Below are 17657 nucleotides of genomic sequence, written 5' to 3'. Positions count from 1 at the left end.
AGGACCGTGATGAAACGGCCCTGCCCCGGCTGTCGTACTGAGGTCAGGTCACGGGCGGGGGAGAGCCGCCTCGATCAGGGCGTTCTGCTCGACCTCGTGGGTCTTGGCCGAGCCGACCGCCGGGGCCGCCGCGGCCGGGCGGGAGATCCGCCGCAGCCGGACGTCAGTGAGGTGCTCCAGCAGGTTGAGTGCGACGAACGACCAGCCACCCTGGTTGGCCGGCTCCTCCTGCACCCAGGCGAAGTCCTCCGCGTTCGGGAACTGCGCGAGCGCGGCCCGGATCTCCTCCACCGGCAGCGGGTACAGCTGCTCGAGCCGGAGGATCGCGGTGTCGGTGACGCCGCGCTCCTGCCGGGCCTGGAACAGGTCGTAGTAGATCTTGCCGGAGCAGAGCAGCACCCGCTTCACCGACTCCGGTGCCGGGGCGGCCGTGTCGCGCAGCACCGGCTGGAAGGTGCCAGTGGTGAAGTCCTCCACCGACGAGACGCAGAGCTTGTGCCGCAGCAGCGACTTCGGCGTGAACACCACGAGCGGCTTGCGCTTGGGCGACAGGGCCTGGCGGCGCAGCAGGTGGAAGTAGTTCGCCGGGGTGGTCGGGATGGACACCCGCATGTTGTCCTCGGCGCACATCTGCAGGAACCGCTCCGGCCGGCCGGAGGTGTGGTCGGGGCCCTGACCCTCGTGGCCGTGCGGCAGCAGCAGGGTGATGGCGGAACGCTGGCCCCACTTCACCTCACCGGACGAGATGAACTCGTCGATCACCGACTGGGCGCCGTTGACGAAGTCGCCGAACTGGGCCTCCCAGGCGACGAGGGCGTTGATGTTCTCCACCGAGTACCCGTACTCGAAGCCCATCGCCGCGTACTCGCTAAGCAGCGAGTCGTGCACGAAGAACCGGGAGCGGTCGCCGTCGCCGGTGAGCGACTTCAGCGGCAGGTAGTCGTCGCCGGTGCGGGAGTCGACGACCGAGGCGTGCCGCTGGACGAACGTGCCGCGACGGGAGTCCTGCCCGGCGAGCCGGACGGTGACCCCGTCGTGCAGCAGCGCCCCGAACGCGATGATCTCACCGAAGCCCCAGTCGATGGTGCCCTCGACGGACATCTTGGCCCGCCGGTCCAGCAACTGCTGGATCCGCTTGTGCGGGGTGAAGCCCTCCGGCAGGTTGATGTGCGCCTCGCCGATGGCCTTGACCACTGACGCGTCGGTGGCGGTGTCGACCTGCGGCTCCGGCTCCTCCTCGCGGCGCGGCCGGTTGAGCTGGCGCGGTGCCGAGGCGGCGTCCCGGGTGGCCTTGAAGACCTTCTCCAGTTGCGCCTGGTAGTCGCGCAGCAGCTCCTCCGCATCTTCCACGGTGATGTCGCCGCGACCGATCAGCTCCTCGGTGTAGAGCTTGCGCACCGAGCGCTTCGAGTCAATGATCTTGTACATTTGGGGGTTGGACATCGACGGGTCGTCGCCCTCGTTGTGCCCGCGCCGGCGGTAGCAGACCATGTCGATCACGACGTCCTTGTTGAACGTCTGCCGGTATTCGAAGGCCAACCGGGCCACCCGGACCACTGCCTCCGGGTCGTCACCGTTCACGTGGAAGATCGGCGCCTGGATCATCCGCGCCACGTCGGTGCTGTAGAGGCTGGACCGGCTGTACTCCGGGGCGGTGGTGAAGCCGACCTGGTTGTTCACCACCACGTGCACGGTGCCGCCGGTGCGGTAGCCACGCAGCTGCGACAGGTTGAGCGTCTCGGCGACCACGCCCTGCCCGGCGAAGGCGGCGTCACCGTGCACCGCGAGCGGCAGCACCGTGTAGCCCTCGAGCTTGAGGTCGATCCGGTCCTGCTTGGCCCGGACGATGCCCTCCAGCACCGGGTCGACGGCCTCCAGGTGCGACGGGTTGGCCACCACCGACACCTTGACCGCGTGCTCGCCGTCGGGGGTGGTGAACTTGCCGTTCTGACCCAGGTGGTACTTGACGTCGCCGGAGCCCTGCGTCGAGCGCGGGTCCAGGTGACCCTCGAACTCCGAGAAGATCTTCTCGTACGGCTTGCCGACGATGTTGGCCAGCACGTTGAGCCGGCCCCGGTGGGCCATGCCGATGACGACCTCGTCCAGCCCGTTCTCGGCGGAGGACTCCAGCACCTCACCGAGCAGCGGGATCAGCGACTCGCCGCCCTCCAGCGAGAAGCGCTTCTGGCCGACGTACTTCGTCTGGAGGAAGGTCTCGAACGCCTCGGCCGCGTTGAGCCGGTTGAGCACGTGCTTCTGCTCGTCGGCGGACGGCTTCTCGTACTTGCGCTCGATCCGTTCCTGGACCCAGCGCCGCTCCTCCGGGTCCTGGATGTGCATGTACTCGATGCCGACCCGGCGGCAGTACGAGTCGCGCAGCACGCCGAGGATCTCGCGCAGCTTCATCCGCTGCCGGCCGGCGAAGCCGTTGACCGGGAACTCGCGGTCCAGGTCCCACAGGGTGAGCCCGTGCTGGAGGACGTCCAGGTCGGGGTGCTTGCGAATCGTGAATTCCAGCGGGTCGGTGTCGGCCATCAGGTGACCGCGCACCCGGTACGCGTGGATCAGCTCGTGCACCCGGGCGGTCTTGTTGATCTGACCTTCGGAGTTGACGGCGACGTCGCGCATCCAGCGCACCGGCTCGTACGGGATGCGCAGCGCGGTGAAGATCTGATCGTAGAAGCCGTGCTCGCCCAGGATCAGCTCGTGCATCACCTTGAGGAACTCACCGGACTGCGCGCCCTGGATGATCCGATGGTCGTACGTGCTGGTCAGCGTGATGACCTTGCTGACGGCCAGCTCGGCCAGGGTGGCCTCGGACATCCCCTGGTACGGGGCCGGGTACTCCATCGCGCCAACACCGATGATCGCGCTCTGCCCCTGCATGAGCCGCGGCATCGAGTGCACGGTGCCGATGCCGCCCGGGTTGGTCAGCGAGATCGTGGTGCCGGAGTAGTCCTCCATGGTCAGCTCGTTGCGCCGCGCCCGTCGGACCACGTCCTCGTACGCCTGCCAGAACTGCCGGAAGTCCATCTGCTCGCAGCCCTTGATGGAGGGGACCACCAGGTTGCGGCTGCCGTCCGGCTTGGCCAGGTCGATCGCGATGCCGAGGTTGACGTGTGCCGGGCGGACCACCGCCGGCTTGCCGTTGGCCTCGGCGAACGAGTTGTTCATCTCGGGGTGCTGCACCAGCGCGCGCACCATCGCGTAGCCGACCAGGTGGGTGAAGCTGACCTTGCCGCCCCGCCCGCGGGCGAGGTGGTTGTTGATCACGATGCGGTTGTCCACGAGCAGCTTGGCCGGGACCGCGCGCACGCTCGTCGCGGTGGGCACGCTCAGTGAGGCGTCCATGTTCTGGACGATCTTCGCGGCGACGCCCCGCAACGGGGTGGTCTGGGGGCCGTCGGCGCTCGGCGCGGTGGCCTTGGCGGCCGGCTTGGCCGCGGCGGCCTTCTCTGGGGTGGCCTTCGGAGTGGCCTGCTTGGCCGGCGCCGACTGGGTGGCGGCCGGCTTGCTCGCTGGTGCCGTCTTGGCCGGCGCGCTCGGCTGGGCGACAGTGGCGGCCGGCTCCGGCTGCCCGTCCGGCTCGGGGGCGGCCGTCGGCTTGTCCGACGAGTCGACGCGCGGGGTGCCGGCGCCCGGTGCCGGTCGGTAGTCGGCGAAAAAGTCGTGCCAGGCCGAATCGACGCTCGATGGGTCGGCGAGGTAACGCTGGTACATCTCCTCGACGATCCACTCATTCGGGCCGAAACCCGCCAGTGGGTTCTCCTGCGAAGTCTGCTGGGTCGACACGGCCGGTATTCGCCTCTTTCACGCGGGTTTGTGTGGCACGCGGTGGGTCCGTCGCGCCCGATTAGGAGCACGGACTGGACAGCTCCCAGGCTACGCCGTACCGAACCCGCAGGCATTTCAGCCTCGGTCCCGTGGCCGGTTTCACAGAAGATGCCATAAGTTCGGCAACGCCTGCGGGACAGCTTTCCGGCTGGTAGGGCACGACCGAAAGTCGACCGGCCGAGAGCACCGGGGTGGCGGCCGTGCGGCCGCCACCCCGCAACGTCGTCGGTCAGGAGATGTCGCGCCTGCGCATCAGCAGGGTGCCGACCACGCCGGTCACCACCGCGTACCCGATGAGCACGGCGGCGCCGGCCCAGCGCGGCGGGTTGCCGGGGATGTCCGCCCCGGTGACCATCAGAGACGAGGCCAGCGACGGCACCAGCAGTTGCAGGTTGTTGATCCAGTCGCCCCAGCGGTCGGCCAGGATGGCGATGACGAAGATGGCACCGATCGAGCCGCCCAGGTAGAGCAGGATGCCGGTCACGGTGGCGCCGATCTGGCTACGGATCAGCACGCCGATGCCGACGCCGAACACTGCCCAGAGCAGGTACGCGAGCAGGTTCAACCCGATCGCCCGCCAGGCGGCGTCGTTGCCCAGTTGCGACTCCATCCCCACCGCGTTCAACACCGCCGACCCGGCGATCAGGTTGAACACGGTGGTGACCAGCCAGAACAGCAGCGCCAGCACACCGGCCGCGACCAGCTTGGCGGTCATCACGGCGGTGCGGTGTGGGTTGGTGAGGAAGGTGGTGGTCACCGTCTGGTGGAAGAACTCGCTGGTCACCACGATGATGCCGAGCAGCATCACGATCAGCAGGCCGAAGAACTGCCCGGTGGTGAAGAGGTTCGACGACAAGGCGTCCGCGCTGGACGCCGCCGCCAGGGTGTCGGCCTGGTCCGCCGGCACGTCGCCGAGGTTCCCGTTGGTCAGGGTGTCGGCCTGGAGCCAGTTGATGAGCAGCGTGAGCGCCCACAGCGGCAGCGAGATGAGCGCGAAGATCCACCAGGTGTTTGTGGTACGGATCTTGAGTAGCTCGGATCGGACCAGGTTCATCGGATGCCCGCCTTTCCGGCCGTCAGCTCCAGGAAGACCCGTTCCAGATCGGGCCGTTCGGTGGTCAGTTCGTGCAGCTCGACCCCGGCCGCGAGGGCGGACCGGCCGATCGTCGGGGCGTCCACCCCACCCACCAACAGCACGCCCTGCTCGCCGGTCTCGATGGTCGCCGACTGCGCCTTCAGGGCTGCGGTCAACGCCTCGGCCTGCGGGGTGCGGACCCGGACCCGGGCGCCCTGGGCCATCGACCCGAGCACCTGGTCGACCGGACCCTGCCGGACCAACTGCCCGGCCGCGATGATCACCACGTCGTCGGCGAGCAGCTGCATCTCCGACAGCAGGTGGCTGGAGACGAGCACCGTCCGGCCCTCGTGGGCGAGGTTCTTGAGGAACCCCCGCATCCACCGGATGCCCTCCGGGTCCAGCCCGTTGGCCGGCTCGTCGAGGATCAGCACACGGGGGTCACCGAGCATCGCGGCGGCGATGCCGAGCCGCTGCTTCATGCCCAGCGAGTAACCCTTGAACTTGCGCTTCGCCGCCGGGGTCAGCCCGACCAGCGCCAACGCCTCGTCGGCCCGCTCCTTCGGCAGCCCGGCCGCCGCGCAGATGACCCGCAGGTGGTTGATGCCGGTGCGGCCCTTGTGCGCGCTGGACGCCTCCAGCACCGCGCCGACCTGCCGCAGCGGGTCGGCGAGGTCGGCGTACCGCTGACCACTGATGGTGGCCGTGCCGGCGGTCGGCGTGACCAGATTCAGCAGCATCCGCAGGGTGGTGGTCTTGCCAGCGCCGTTCGGGCCGAGGAAGCCGGTCACCCGTCCCGATGCCACTGTGAAGGACAGGTTGTTCACCGCCCGGACGCTCTTGTACTGCTTCGTCAGACCGGACACCACGATCTGACCGTCGCTGGTGGGGCTTCGCTGCCCGTCAGACATCGTTCTCCTCCCGTGTGTGGCGTCTAGGTACGCCGTGGCACAGCGTGACGGCCCGTGGCAACAAGGTCAATCAGGCGCGGTCCGTACGTTTGCGTCCGTCGCGGGGTGGAGGCGACTCATCCCTACGAACGACGACCGGGGCTCAGCGGGCGATCCAGGTGGCCCGGGCCGCGCCGAGCAACGACCCGTCCGGTCCGTACAGGCTGGTGTGCACCAACGCCTTGCGTCCCTCGACGCGCAGCAACGCCCCGGTCACGACGCACTCGTCGCCCGGCGTGGGGAGCGCCGCGACCACGGCGGCGATCCGTCCCAGCAGGTACGGGCGGCCCGGCGCGAGCACCGCCCAACCACCGGGGCAGTCCAGCGCCGCCCAGACCGTGGCCCCACCGACCTGCGCGGGCGCGCGAAACGGCGCGGCGGTCCGGCCGTCCGGCAACCGGCCGGGGAAGATCCGCAGCCCGTCGGCCCGGTCCGGACCGCAGACGTAACAGCCGGGGAACGGATGCTCGACCAGGCCGGGGTAGCTGGCCGCGGCGGCCACCGCCGTACCCAGGTCGACAGGGGGTACGACGGCATCGACCACGTCGGCCGGGCGCACCTCGGCCACCAGCTCGCCGGTCGGGTCCCGGACCTCGCCGTCGACAAGGGTCAGCTCGGTATCCAGCGGTGGGGGCCGACGCAACGTCACCTCGACCGGCCCGCCGCCACCCGCCTCGGCGGCGAAGGTGCCCGCGCTCCAGCCGCCGTTGCCGGAACCGGCGGGCCCGTTGTAGCGGGACTCGATGCGCATGGTCGACCTCCGGTGGTGCGTGCCGGCGTCGTCGCCGGCCGGCCCGGGCAGCCTCGCACGGCCTCCACCGGGTCTCGCCAGCAGTCTCGCCTGCCGGCGTTCATCCGATCGACACCAGTGGTCCCCGTGGACGGCAACCCGGGCACCTACACAGATCCCATGGCCGTTCTGCATGCCGCTGGCGCACCCCTGAAGACCAGCGGATACACCCTGCTGATCGCCGACGACCCCATCCAGGTCGCGGCCGCGCAACGCCTGCGCCACGAGGTGTTCGCCACCGAGCTCGGCGCCACCCTCCTCCCCGGTGAGGCCGGGTTGGACGTGGATCCCTTCGACGCGTACTGCGACCACCTGATCGTCCGCGAGGACAGCACCGGCGCGGTGGTCGGCACGTACCGGCTGCTGCCGCCGGGACGCACAGCCCGGCGCTACGCCGAGGACGAGTTCGACCTGAGCCCGCTCGACCCGCTCCGCGGCGACCTGGTCGAGGCGGGCCGGTCCTGTGTGCACCCGGACCACCGCTCCGGCGCGGTGATCAACCTGATGTGGGCCGGCATCATCAGGTACCTGCACCTGCGCGGCTCCCGCTGGCTCGGCGGCTGCGCGTCGGTGCCGGTGGCCGACGGCGGGCGGACCGTCGCCGAGGTCTGGACCCAGGCCCGGGACCGGCACCTGTCGCCGCCGCCGCTGCGAGTGCGCCCGCTGCGGCCCTGGTTCACCGAGGCGGCTGCCGCCGGCCCGCTCACCGCCGCCCCGGCCGGCCGGGTAGGAGTTCCGCCGCTGCTGCGGGGCTACCTCCGGCTCGGCGCGTGGATCTGCGGCGAGCCGTCGTACGACAGCGACTTCGGCTGCGCGGACTTCTACGTCCTGTTCTCCCTGGACCGGATGAACCCGCGTTACCTGCGGCATTTCCTGGGCGGAGAGCAGCGGTGACCGCCGTGCCGCGTGACCTGTGGCGGCCCTCCTCGGGCTGCGACGACGACTGCCTGCCGGCGGCCGGCGAGGTGCCGGCGGTGCCGGTGGCCCGCCGGGTGCTCCGGCTGGTCGCCGCGCTCGGCATGCTGCTGGCCGGGATCCCGGTGGTGCTGCTGCTGCCGGTGCTTCCCAGCCGGGAACGGCAGGGTCTGGTCAGCGGCTGGGCCCGGGCCACCGCGCGCGCCTTCGGCGTCCGCCTCGTGGTCAAGGGTCGGTTGCCCCGGCGGCGCGCGCTGCTGGTCGCCAACCACGTCTCCTGGCTGGACATCCTCGCCGTGTTGGCGGTGGCGCCCACCCGGATGGTGGCGAAGCGCGAGATCCGCTCGTGGCCGGTGGTGGGTCTGCTGGCCGCGGCGGCGGGCACCGTCTTCGTGGACCGCGCCCGGCCGCTGGCGCTGCCGAGGACCGTGGACCAGGTCGCCGACGCGCTGCGCGCCGGGCGGTCGGTGGCGGTCTTCCCGGAGGGTACGACGTGGTGTGCCGGGACGGACGCCACCGACTGCCGCCCCGGCGGTGGTTTCCGGCCCGCCACGTTCCAGGCGGCCATCGACACGGGCAGCCCGGTGGTGCCGTTGCGCCTCACCTACCGCTGTGCGGCCACCGGGTCGACCACCACGGCGGCCGCCTTCCTCGGTGCGGACACCCTGCTGCGCTCCGTGGCCCGGGTCGTCGCGGCGCGGGACCTGGTGGTCTCGGTGACGATCGCCGGCGCGCTGCACCCGGCCCGTGACGCCGATCGACGGTTGCTGGCCCGGGCCGCCGAGTCGGCCGTACACCTGGTGCCCACTCCAGGTGCCGTGGCGCGGACCCGGCTGCGGCCGGTGCCGACGGTGGCCCCCGCCGTTCCGCTGTCGCAGCGGCTCGCCGATCGCGAGCTGGACCTGGCGGCCTGAGCCGAAGGCCCCCGCGTCCGCGCGAAGATCGTGCGGTGGGGCGAGACTCGCGACTGTCTTGTGCTGTCGCGATGTATCGCGTTACATTCTTCTCCTGTTCGGCGTGCCTCCCGCACGTCGTCGAGAGGGGGACGCCATGGCCGGCTGGACTGTCGAGAGCCCGCAGCGGATCACAGTGGACGCTCCCGTCGTCCGGCTGGACGTTCGGCTGATCAGCGGGCGACTCAACGTGGTCGCGACCGACGGGCCGACCCGGGTCGACGTGACCCAGGTCGGCCGACGGCCGGTCCTGATCGACCACAGCGACGGCCGGTTGAGCATCCGTCAGGAGCGCGGTCGAGGCTGGTCGGACGTGCTGCGTTGGTTCCGGATGATCCACCGCTATCCCCGGGTGGACGTCTCCGTCGCGGTGCCCGCCGACGTCCTCGCCGACCTCGGTCTGGTGGCGGGCTCGCTCGTCGCCTCCGGCCTGCGCCGGCAGACCGATGTCCACGTCGTCGCCGGCCAGATCACCCTGATGGGGCTCCGCGGCAGCACCTCCGCGAAGCTCACCTCGGGGCCGGTGGAGGCGCTCGGCGTGCGCGGGGACCTCACAGTGGAGACGGTCTCCGGGGAGGTGATCCTCGCCGACAGCGCCGCCGACCGGGTACGGGCGCAGACCGTCTCCGGCGCCATCACCTGCGATCTGGACAACCCCCGGCGCAGCGAGATCCGGTTGACCACCATCTCGGGCAGCATCACCGTCCGGGTCCGGGCGGACAGCGACCTCGCCGTTCAGCTCAACACCGCTTCCGGGCGCATCACCAGCGGCTTTCCGCAGCTACGCAGCTCGACGTTCCCACTGCCCAGCAGCGAGGGGGTGCTCGGTGCCGGCGAAGGTAAGCTCTGGGCTTCCGCGACCTCGGGGAGCATCGCCCTGCTCGCCCGAGCGGTCGACCACGACGGGGAGGAGCTGCCGTGACCTCCGTGTTCAGCCACGGGCGGCTCCGGCTCTACCTGCTCAAGCTCCTCGACGACGGCCCGAAGCACGGCTACGAGCTGATCCGCCTGCTGGAGGACCGGTTCCTCGGCCTGTACGCGCCGAGCGCCGGCACCATCTACCCCCGCCTGCAACGGCTGGAGGTCGAGGGGCTGGTCAGCCACACCGCTGCCGGTGGCCGCAAGACGTACGACATCACCGACGCCGGTCGGGCGGAGCTGCGCCAGCGGGCCGCTGAGTTGACAGCGCTGGAAACGGACATCGCGGCCACCGTGGCGGACCTGTCCAGCCTGGCCGGCGAGATCCGCAGTGAGGTACGCGGGTCGGTACGCGACCTCAAGCGGGAGCTGAGCGAGGCCACCCGGCAGACCCGGCGGGCCCGGTGGGAGGCACCCGTGCCACCGCCTCGCCCGGCGCCGACGGCCGGGCCGCAGGCCGAACTATTCGACGAACTGGACGGGCGGCTGGCCGCGTTCACCGTCGAGGTGGGTCGTCTGATGCGCGCCCGACAGTTCAGCGACACCCAGTTGCGCACCGCGATCCGGCTGCTCGACGGGGCCCTCGACGGGCTGCGTCGCCTGCTGCGCTGACCGTCGCCGCAGCACGACCGGCGACTCACAGCCTTTTTGCAGGAAGCGTCCAGCGCTGGCGCAGTGATGTCACCGATGATGGGCGCATGCCCGCTACCCAGACCGAGGCGCGACTGCTCGTCGTCGAGGACGACCCCAACATCCTCGAACTGCTCTCCGCGAGCCTGCGGTTCGCGGGCTTCGACGTGGCCACCGCGACAAGTGGGAGCGCGGCGCTGCACGCCGCCAAGGACCACCGGCCCGACCTGGTGGTCCTCGACGTGATGCTCCCCGACCTGGACGGCTTCGAGGTCATCCGGATGCTGCGCGAGGGCGGCACGCGTACCCCTGTGGTGTTCCTGACCGCCCGGGACGCCACCGACGACAAGATCCGCGGGCTGACCCTGGGCGGCGACGACTACGTCACGAAGCCGTTCAGCCTCGAGGAGTTGACCGCCCGGATCCGGGCCGTGCTGCGCCGCACCACGACCGGCGAGCAGACACCGTCCAGGCTCACCTTCGCCGACCTTGAGTTGGACGAGGAGACCCACGAGGTGCACCGGGCCGGCCAGCGGGTGCAACTGTCGCCGACCGAGTTCAAGCTGCTGCGGTACCTGATGCTCAACGCCAACCGGGTGCTGTCCAAGGCGCAGATCCTCGACCACGTCTGGAACTACGACTTCCGTGGTGACGACAACATCGTGGAGTCCTACATCTCGTACCTGCGGCGCAAGGTCGACACCACCCAACCCCGACTGATCCACACTCTGCGCGGGGTGGGGTACGTACTGCGCAAGCCGGCGGCGTGAACGCTGTCGAGCAGGCGAAGGGGCGGGTCCGCGGTGTTCCGCTGCGGATCAAGCTGGTCACCTCGGTGCTGGCACTGGTCGCCGTCGCGCTCCTGGTGATCAGCGTCTCGACCGCGTACTTCCTGCACAACTATCTGGTCGACCAGATCGACCAGGAGTTGCACGACTCCGCCAAGCGGATCCAGAACATCACGGCGTCGTCGAGAACCGTCCTGCTGCCGACCGACTACGTGATCGTGCTGACCGACACGGTAACCGGCAAGGCGTTGATCCCGGTGTTCGACACCACCAACTTCCGGATGGACGATCTGCCGTCGTGGCCGAGCGACGCGGACGGGTTCCGGGCCGTGGAAGAGGCCCGCAACGGTGCTCCGTTCACCGCCCGGGCCCGGGACAGCTCGGTGCGCTGGCGGATGCTCTACACGGAGCTGCCCACCGGCCAGATGGCAGCGATCGGTCAGCACCTGACGGACGTCGACCTCGCCGTCAAGCGGCTGGCCTGGATCGACCTGCTGGTCGGCGGTGCGGTGCTGATCATGTTGGCGTCGATCGGCGCGGCGGTCGTCCGGACCAGCCTCAAGCCCCTCGTCGAGATCGAACAGACCGCCGCCGCGATCGCCGGCGGTGACCTGACCCGCCGGGTGCCCGACCCGGAGGAGGGTCAGGCCGAGCCGACCTCGGAACTGGGCCGGCTCTCCCGTGCGCTGAACGCGATGCTCACCCAGATCGAGGCGGCGTTCACCGCCCGAGCCGCCTCGGAGACCTCGGCGCGCTGGGCGGAGAGCGCCGCCCGGGATGCCGCCGCCGCCGCTCAGGCGTCCGAGTCGCGGGCCATCCGCTCCGAGGAACGGATGCGGCGGTTCGTCGCTGACGCCTCGCACGAGCTGCGGACTCCGTTGACCACCATTCGGGGCTTCGCCGAGCTGTACCGACAGGGTGCGGCCCGCGAACCGGAGCAGACCGCCGGCCTGCTGCGCCGGATCGAGGACGAGGCGTCCCGGATGGGGCTGCTGGTGGAGGACCTGCTGCTGCTCGCCCGGTTGGACATGGAACGGCCGCTCTCGCTGACCCCGGTGGAGTTGCCGGTGCTCGCCTCCGACGCGGTGCAGGCCGCGCGGGCGATCGCACCGGACCGGCAGATCGAGCTGGAGATCGCACCCAAATCCGGCCCGCTCGTCGTCTCCGCCGACGACGCGCGGCTGCGTCAGGTGATCGGCAACCTGGTCACCAACGCGCTCACCCACACCCCACCGGAGGCCGAGATCCGGGTACGGCTGCGCGCCGAACCGGGCGGCTTCGCCATCGTGGAGGTGGCCGACACCGGTCCCGGCCTCTCCCCGGAGCAGGCGGAACGGGTCTTCGAGCGGTTCTACCGGGCCGACGCTGCCCGTACCCGTCGGGCCGACGGCAACACCGGTACCGGCCTCGGCCTGGCCATCGTGGCGGCGCTGGTCGCCGCTCACCACGGCTCGGTCGAGGTGGTCGAGACACCGGGTGGTGGGGCCACCTTCCGGGTTCGGCTGCCGCTGCTGCCGCAGGTCGACGGAGCGGGCGAGTGACTTTCAGCCAACTTCCAGGACGGTTCCAGGTTGATTGCAGTGCCGCGGGAGAAGGTAGTGACATGACCGAGTTCGAGTCCGACCCGCAGCGCCGGCCGGCCCCCACCGACGCCGAGCCGTCGCACCCCACCGCCGAGCTGCCGCGCGACGAGCGCGTGCAGTCCGACTCCCCGACCGCTCCCGTACCTGTCGTCCCGACCGCCGACGCCGCGGACACCACCGCCGCCGCCCCGGCCGCCGGGTACGCCGGCTCCGCCGCGCCCGCCGGCCCGCCGGCCGCCGCGCAGCCGACCGGCTACGAGCCGTCGACCGGCTACGAGCGCCCGGCCCCGGCCGCGTCCGCGCCGCCGTACCCGGTCGCCGGTCACCAGACGCCCGGCCAGCCCGGCTACCCACAGCCGGCCGCCGGCCACTACCCCGGTGCCCAGTGGTATCCGGGGCAGCAGTCCGGCTGGGCCGGCGGGGGCCAGCCGGGCATGGCGTACGCCCAGCACCAGCAGCACCCCGGCCAGCACCCCCAGCAGCACCAGCAGCACCCGGGCCAGCCGGTCCCGCCGTGGGGCCCGCAGGTAGCGCCGCCCGGCAGCGGCCCCCGGCCGGGCCGGATCGCCAAGTTCGCCGGTGCCGGCGTCGCGGTCTTCGCCCTGATGCTCGGTTCCGGCGTGGCCGGCGGGGCGCTCGCGCTCGCCCTCGACGGCGACGGCGGCGGTGTCACCCGCACCTACTCCGCGGCACCTGTGATCAATGGCGCCGACCTCCCGAAGATCGCTGCGGCGGTGCAGGACAGCGTCGTCTCGATCACCACCGACAGCGGTGAGGGCTCCGGGGTGGTGCTCAGCGCCGACGGGTACGTGCTGACGAACAACCACGTTGTCGCGTCCGCCGCTGGTGACGCCGTACGGGTGGTCTTCGCCGACGGCAAGACAGCCGACGCGAAGATCATCGGCACCGACCCGAAGACCGACCTGGCCGTCGTGAAGGCCAACGGGGTGAGCGACCTCAAGCCGGCCAAGTTCGGCGACAGCGACGCCATGCAGGTCGGTGACCAGGTGCTCGCCCTGGGCAGCCCGCTCGGCCTCCAGGGTTCGGTGACCTCGGGCATCCTCAGCGCCCGGGACCGCACCATCCGGGCCGGCGAGGGCCAGCAGCAGGACCCGAACCAGCAGAGCCAGCCGGTCAGCTCGATCTCCGGCCTGCTCCAGACCGACGCGCCGATCAACCCCGGCAACTCCGGTGGCGCGCTCGTCAACACCCGGGGCGAGGTGATCGGCGTCAACACCGCCATCGCGACCTCCGGGCAGAGCACCGGCAACATAGGTGTCGGGTTCGCCATCCCCAGCAACAAGGCCAAGGACGTCGCCGGCAAGCTCCAGCGCGGCGAGAAGGTCAGCCACCCGTCACTCGGGGTCGGCGTCAACCAGGCCGAGGGCGGCGGCGCGCTCGTCGCCTCGGTCACCCCGGGAAGCCCCGCGGAGAAGGCCGGCCTCCAGCGCGGCGACGTCGTCACCAAGTTCGGCGACAAGGCGGTCAACGACTCGGACGACCTGGTCGGCGCGGTGCAGGCCGGCAAGGTCGGCGACCGGGTCGAGGTGCAGTTCAAGCGCAACGGTGCCGAGAAGTCGGCGACGGTGACCCTCGCCGAGACGTCCTGACCGGTAATCCAACCTGCTTCCTCCCTCCGGCGGCGGGTGGCGGGGCCGAGGGGGTCGGCTCCGTCACCCGCCGCTTCTTTCCGCCCGGACGGCGGTTCACCCGGATCGGGTGAACCGCCGTCACCCGTCCGCCCGGCAGGTTCGGTGGGCGACGACCGGAACCGGGGGTGGGGTGCCGTGACCGAGGTGCTGGATGTCCGCGACGACGAGCGGATCCAACGCGACGTCCTGGCCGAACTGGCCTGGGACGCCCAGCTGCAACCGAACGAGATCGGGGTGACCGTCGACCAGGGCGTGGTCACCCTGACCGGCTACGTGGACGGTGCCGCTCGTGGTTGGGCGGCGACCCGGTGCGCCCAGCGGGTCCGTGGCGTACGGGCGGTCGCCGACGCGATGGAGGTGCGCCTGCCCGGGACTCCGGGGCGTACCGACGCCGAGGTCGCCATCGCCGCCACCCGGGCGTTGGAGTGGGACAGCTTCGTTCCCGCCGAACGGCTGGACGTGACGGTGGCCAACGGCTGGCTGATGCTGCGCGGTGAGGTCGAGTTCGGGTGGCAGCGGCGGGCCGCCGAGGGTGAGGTGCGCCGGCTCGACGGGGTGCGGGGGATCACCAACCTGATCGAGGTACGACCTGCGGCGCCGCCGGAGGCCGAGCTGCTGCGCCGGGACGTTCAGCGGGCGCTGTCGCGCACGCTCGGCGGCGAGCGGGTGACAGTCGAGGTGGACGGCGACACTCTGGTCCTCGCCGGGGTGGTCCGCTCCTGGTGGGAACGCGACCAGGTCGAGCGGGTGGCGTGGTCCGCGCCCGGGGTGCGGGTGGTCCACGACCAACTCCTGGTGGGCGGGTGAGCGTCCGGCATGTCCGGTTTACCCGTGACGTCACTGGGAAACCGCCGCCGACCGGCGGTGCCGCCGGGGACCAACGGGAGGACTCGTGGCAGTGAACCACCCGCCTGCGGGGCGCTCCGATGAGCGGTCGCTGCGCATCGCGATGGTGGTTCCACCGTGGTTGTCCGTTCCGCCACCCGGCTACGGCGGCCTCGAGCAGGTCGTCGCCGCCCTGGTGGACGCGCTCTGCGCGCAGGGGCACGCGGTGACCCTGTTCGGTGCCGGCGCTGACCACGGCACGGCGGCCGACGGTTTCGTCTCGACGGTCGCCGAGGTCCAGTACGAGCGGCTCGGTGAGTCACTGCCCGAGCTGGCCCACCTGGCCCGGCTGAATCGGCTGATCAGCGCGGCCGACTTCGACGTGATCCACGACCACACCACAATCGGTCCGCTGGTCGCCGGCCGCCGGGCCGTGCCGACGGTCTCGACGGTGCACGGAAACCCCGTCGGGGAGTACGGCGACGTGCTGAGCGACATCGACGAGGGCGTCGCTCTGGTGGCCATTTCGCACGCCCAGCGTCGGCTGAACCCGAACCTGCCCTGGGCCGGCACTGTGCACAACGCCCTCGACATCCGCGGCTTCCCGCGGAAGCACACGCCCGGCGCGGGGCCCGTGCTGTGGCTGGCCCGGTTCAGCCCGGACAAGGGCCCGGACACCGCCATCCGGGCGTGCCGGGCGGCCGGGTTGCCCCTGCTGCTGGCCGGCAAGTGCAACGAGCCGGCCGAACGCCGCTACTACGAGCAGGTCGTCGCGCCGATGGTCGACGACGACGTGACTGTGGTGTTCAACGCGGACCGCGCGACGACGCTGCGGATGCTCGTCGACGCCCGCTGTCTGATCATGCCGATCCAGTGGGACGAACCGTTCGGCATGGTGATGCTGGAGGCGATGGCGACCGGCACGCCTGTTGTCGCGCTCAACCGCGGCGCGGTGCCCGAGCTGGTCCGGCCGGGGCTGACCGGGCTCGTGGTCGAGCGGTCCGAGGAGCTACCTGCGGCGTTGCTCGCGGCGGAGCGGCTCGACCCGGAGGACTGCGTGGCACACGTCGCGCGAAGCTTCTCGGTCGAGCGGATGGCGAGCGGCTACGCGGAGGTCTACCGGCGCTTCGCCCTCAGCCGGCAGGACGCCCCCGCACCGGCCCGGGTGCCGGTGCGCTGACCCACCGGGGGTAGCCGGGTCAGGCCCCGGTCGCGCCCAACTCGGCAATGGCGGCGTCGAGCCGGGAGGCGTACGCCGGGCTGATGCCGCCCTCACCGAGACGGACGGTGACCTTGGCGCGTAGCCGGGCCACCGGCGGTGCCAGCTCCTCCCGGCCGGAGCTGACCGCCACGGTCAGGTTTCGCAGCTCGTTGCGCAGGTCGAGGGCCACGTCGTCGCGGATCTCCCCGGCGCTGAGCCCGGCACCGATCAACCCGTCGACCCGGTTCGCGACAGCGGTCAGGGTGCCCGGGTTCGAGGTGGGCGCGCCGGTGGTCGGCTTCGTCGGCGGTGGCGGGGTCGGTGTGATCGGCGCGGACGACTCGATGGTCGTCGGCCCGGTCGACGGGATCGTCACCGGGCCAGCGGAGGGCTGGGCCCGGCGGGTCGGCTGCTGTTCGGGCAGCAGAGCCACCCCGGCCACCGTCACCCCGACGGCCAGTACCAGCAGCAACACCAGCCGCCGCCCTGACCAGCCCGATCGGGGCGTCGGCTCGTCCGAGGTGTCGCCGACCGGTCGCCCCTCCGGTGGGACGCTCACCGTCGCGACGGCGGGCGACTGCGGTGGCAGCGGCTGGGTGGGTACCCGGATGGTCGCCGTCGGGGGCTCGGCGGGCAACGAGTGGTCGCGCAGCGCGGTGGCGACCTGCCGGGCCGTCGGCCGGTCGGCCGGGTTCCGGGCCAGGCTGCGCAGACAGATCTCCGCCACCGCCGCGGGCAGGTCCGGCAGGTCGGCAAGGGTCGGCGGCGGGCCGCTGGCCAGCGCGACGCTGAGCTGCTCCCAGGTGTCCGCCGGATACGGGACCCGGCCGGTGAGCGCCTCGTGCAGCAGCACGCCGAGCGAGTAGACGTCGGTGGACGGCTGGGCCGGCGCGCCGTCGAGACGTTCCGGAGCCACGTACGCCGGGGTGCCGAAGGTCTCGCCGTCCTCGTCCTCGTCGGGCGCTCCGATCCGGGTGGCGATGCCGAAGTCGAGCACCTTGACGCCCGTCCCGGTCATCATCACGTTCGCCGGGGTGATGTCCCGGTGCACGATGCCGAGCCGGTGCGCGGCGGCCAACGCGTCAGCGACCTGAGCGCCCACCTGCACCGCCTCGGCCCACGGCAACGGCCCCTCGGTGAGCCGCAGCTTCAACTCCTCGCCGGTGAGCAGTTCCATCACCACGAACGAGGTGATCGAGCCGTCCGGGTCGACAGTCTCGCCGTAGTCGTGCACGGAGGTCAGGTGCGGGTGCACCAGTTGGGCGGCGGCCCGGGCCTCCTCGCGCACCATGCCCCGGAACCGCGCGTCGGCGGCGAGGGACGGGGCGAGCACCTTGAGCGCGACCACCCGGTCCAGTACCTCGTCCCGGGCACGCCAGATGACCGACATGCCACCGGCGCCGATCTGGTCCAGAAGTCGGTATCTGCGAGCCAGCAATCGGCCCGGATGCAGCGCTGCCTTCACGGATCGCACCTGCCTCAGGGGTGGGAGCGGTATCAGGTTGCGCGAATGTGTCCGGCCTGTCAACGCCGTCGCCGCCGG

General features: G+C 71.5%; 14 protein-coding genes. 9 read left to right on the top strand and 5 right to left on the bottom strand.

Annotated features, from left to right (window positions below; translation table 11 throughout):
• Positions 1 to 48: 48 nt before the first annotated feature.
• From ABZ406_RS05765 to ABZ406_RS05750, 4 genes are all read right to left on the bottom strand, one after another.
• Entirely contained in the window at positions 49 to 3792 is a 3744-nt protein-coding gene (locus tag ABZ406_RS05765; RefSeq protein ID WP_357756160.1) for a multifunctional oxoglutarate decarboxylase/oxoglutarate dehydrogenase thiamine pyrophosphate-binding subunit/dihydrolipoyllysine-residue succinyltransferase subunit, read from the bottom strand.
• A gap of 271 nt (positions 3793 to 4063) precedes the next feature.
• On the bottom strand, positions 4064 to 4888 hold the full coding sequence (locus ABZ406_RS05760) for an ABC transporter permease (protein WP_354943133.1): 825 nt from the start codon (positions 4886 to 4888) through the stop codon (positions 4064 to 4066).
• A complete protein-coding gene (locus ABZ406_RS05755) occupies positions 4885 to 5820 on the bottom strand; it encodes an ATP-binding cassette domain-containing protein (protein WP_357756159.1) in 936 nt (311 codons plus the stop codon). The genes ABZ406_RS05760 and ABZ406_RS05755 overlap by 4 nt, the downstream gene beginning before the upstream one ends.
• Positions 5821 to 5962: 142 nt before the next feature.
• Positions 5963 to 6610, bottom strand: coding sequence for a hypothetical protein (locus tag ABZ406_RS05750; protein WP_357756158.1), 648 nt, complete (start codon positions 6608 to 6610; stop codon positions 5963 to 5965).
• A 159-nt stretch (positions 6611 to 6769) separates the two neighbouring features.
• Between ABZ406_RS05750 and ABZ406_RS05745 the strand changes: the two genes are divergently transcribed.
• From ABZ406_RS05745 to ABZ406_RS05705, 9 genes are all read left to right on the top strand, one after another.
• A complete protein-coding gene (locus ABZ406_RS05745; RefSeq protein ID WP_357756157.1) occupies positions 6770 to 7543 on the top strand; it encodes a GNAT family N-acyltransferase in 774 nt (257 codons plus the stop codon).
• Positions 7540 to 8478, top strand: coding sequence for a lysophospholipid acyltransferase family protein (locus tag ABZ406_RS05740; protein WP_357756156.1), 939 nt, complete (start codon positions 7540 to 7542; stop codon positions 8476 to 8478). The genes ABZ406_RS05745 and ABZ406_RS05740 overlap by 4 nt, the downstream gene beginning before the upstream one ends.
• A gap of 136 nt (positions 8479 to 8614) precedes the next feature.
• Positions 8615 to 9439, top strand: a complete 825-nt coding sequence (locus ABZ406_RS05735; RefSeq protein ID WP_357756155.1) for a DUF4097 family beta strand repeat-containing protein — start codon at positions 8615 to 8617, stop codon at positions 9437 to 9439.
• Entirely contained in the window at positions 9436 to 10047 is a 612-nt protein-coding gene (locus ABZ406_RS05730) for a PadR family transcriptional regulator (protein ID WP_357756154.1), read from the top strand. The genes ABZ406_RS05735 and ABZ406_RS05730 overlap by 4 nt, the downstream gene beginning before the upstream one ends.
• Before the next feature lie 86 nt (positions 10048 to 10133).
• Complete coding sequence (locus ABZ406_RS05725) at positions 10134 to 10835, top strand: response regulator transcription factor (RefSeq protein ID WP_354995316.1); 702 nt, start codon at positions 10134 to 10136, stop codon at positions 10833 to 10835.
• Positions 10832 to 12394: a HAMP domain-containing sensor histidine kinase gene (locus ABZ406_RS05720; RefSeq protein ID WP_357756153.1), complete on the top strand. Its 1563-nt coding sequence runs from the start codon at positions 10832 to 10834 to the stop codon at positions 12392 to 12394. Before ABZ406_RS05725 ends, ABZ406_RS05720 begins: the two co-directional genes overlap by 4 nt.
• A 62-nt stretch (positions 12395 to 12456) precedes the next feature.
• Positions 12457 to 14046, top strand: coding sequence for a trypsin-like peptidase domain-containing protein (locus ABZ406_RS05715; RefSeq protein WP_357756152.1), 1590 nt, complete (start codon positions 12457 to 12459; stop codon positions 14044 to 14046).
• A 177-nt stretch (positions 14047 to 14223) separates the two neighbouring features.
• Complete coding sequence (locus tag ABZ406_RS05710) at positions 14224 to 14895, top strand: BON domain-containing protein (protein ID WP_357756151.1); 672 nt, start codon at positions 14224 to 14226, stop codon at positions 14893 to 14895.
• A 142-nt stretch (positions 14896 to 15037) separates the two neighbouring features.
• Positions 15038 to 16093: a glycosyltransferase family 4 protein gene (locus ABZ406_RS05705; protein ID WP_357756327.1), complete on the top strand. Its 1056-nt coding sequence runs from the start codon at positions 15038 to 15040 to the stop codon at positions 16091 to 16093.
• Positions 16094 to 16112: 19 nt separating this feature from the next.
• Here ABZ406_RS05705 and ABZ406_RS05700 read toward each other — a convergent pair whose 3' ends face one another.
• A complete protein-coding gene (locus ABZ406_RS05700; protein WP_357756150.1) occupies positions 16113 to 17579 on the bottom strand; it encodes a protein kinase in 1467 nt (488 codons plus the stop codon).
• Between the last annotated feature and the right edge of the window lie 78 nt (positions 17580 to 17657).

The sequence above is a fragment of the Micromonospora sp. NPDC005710 genome (genome assembly GCF_040630995.1).
Taxonomy (GTDB): domain Bacteria; phylum Actinomycetota; class Actinomycetes; order Mycobacteriales; family Micromonosporaceae; genus Micromonospora.
Note: the sequence above shows the minus strand (reverse complement) of the source record. Positions and strands in the feature narration are given on the sequence as shown.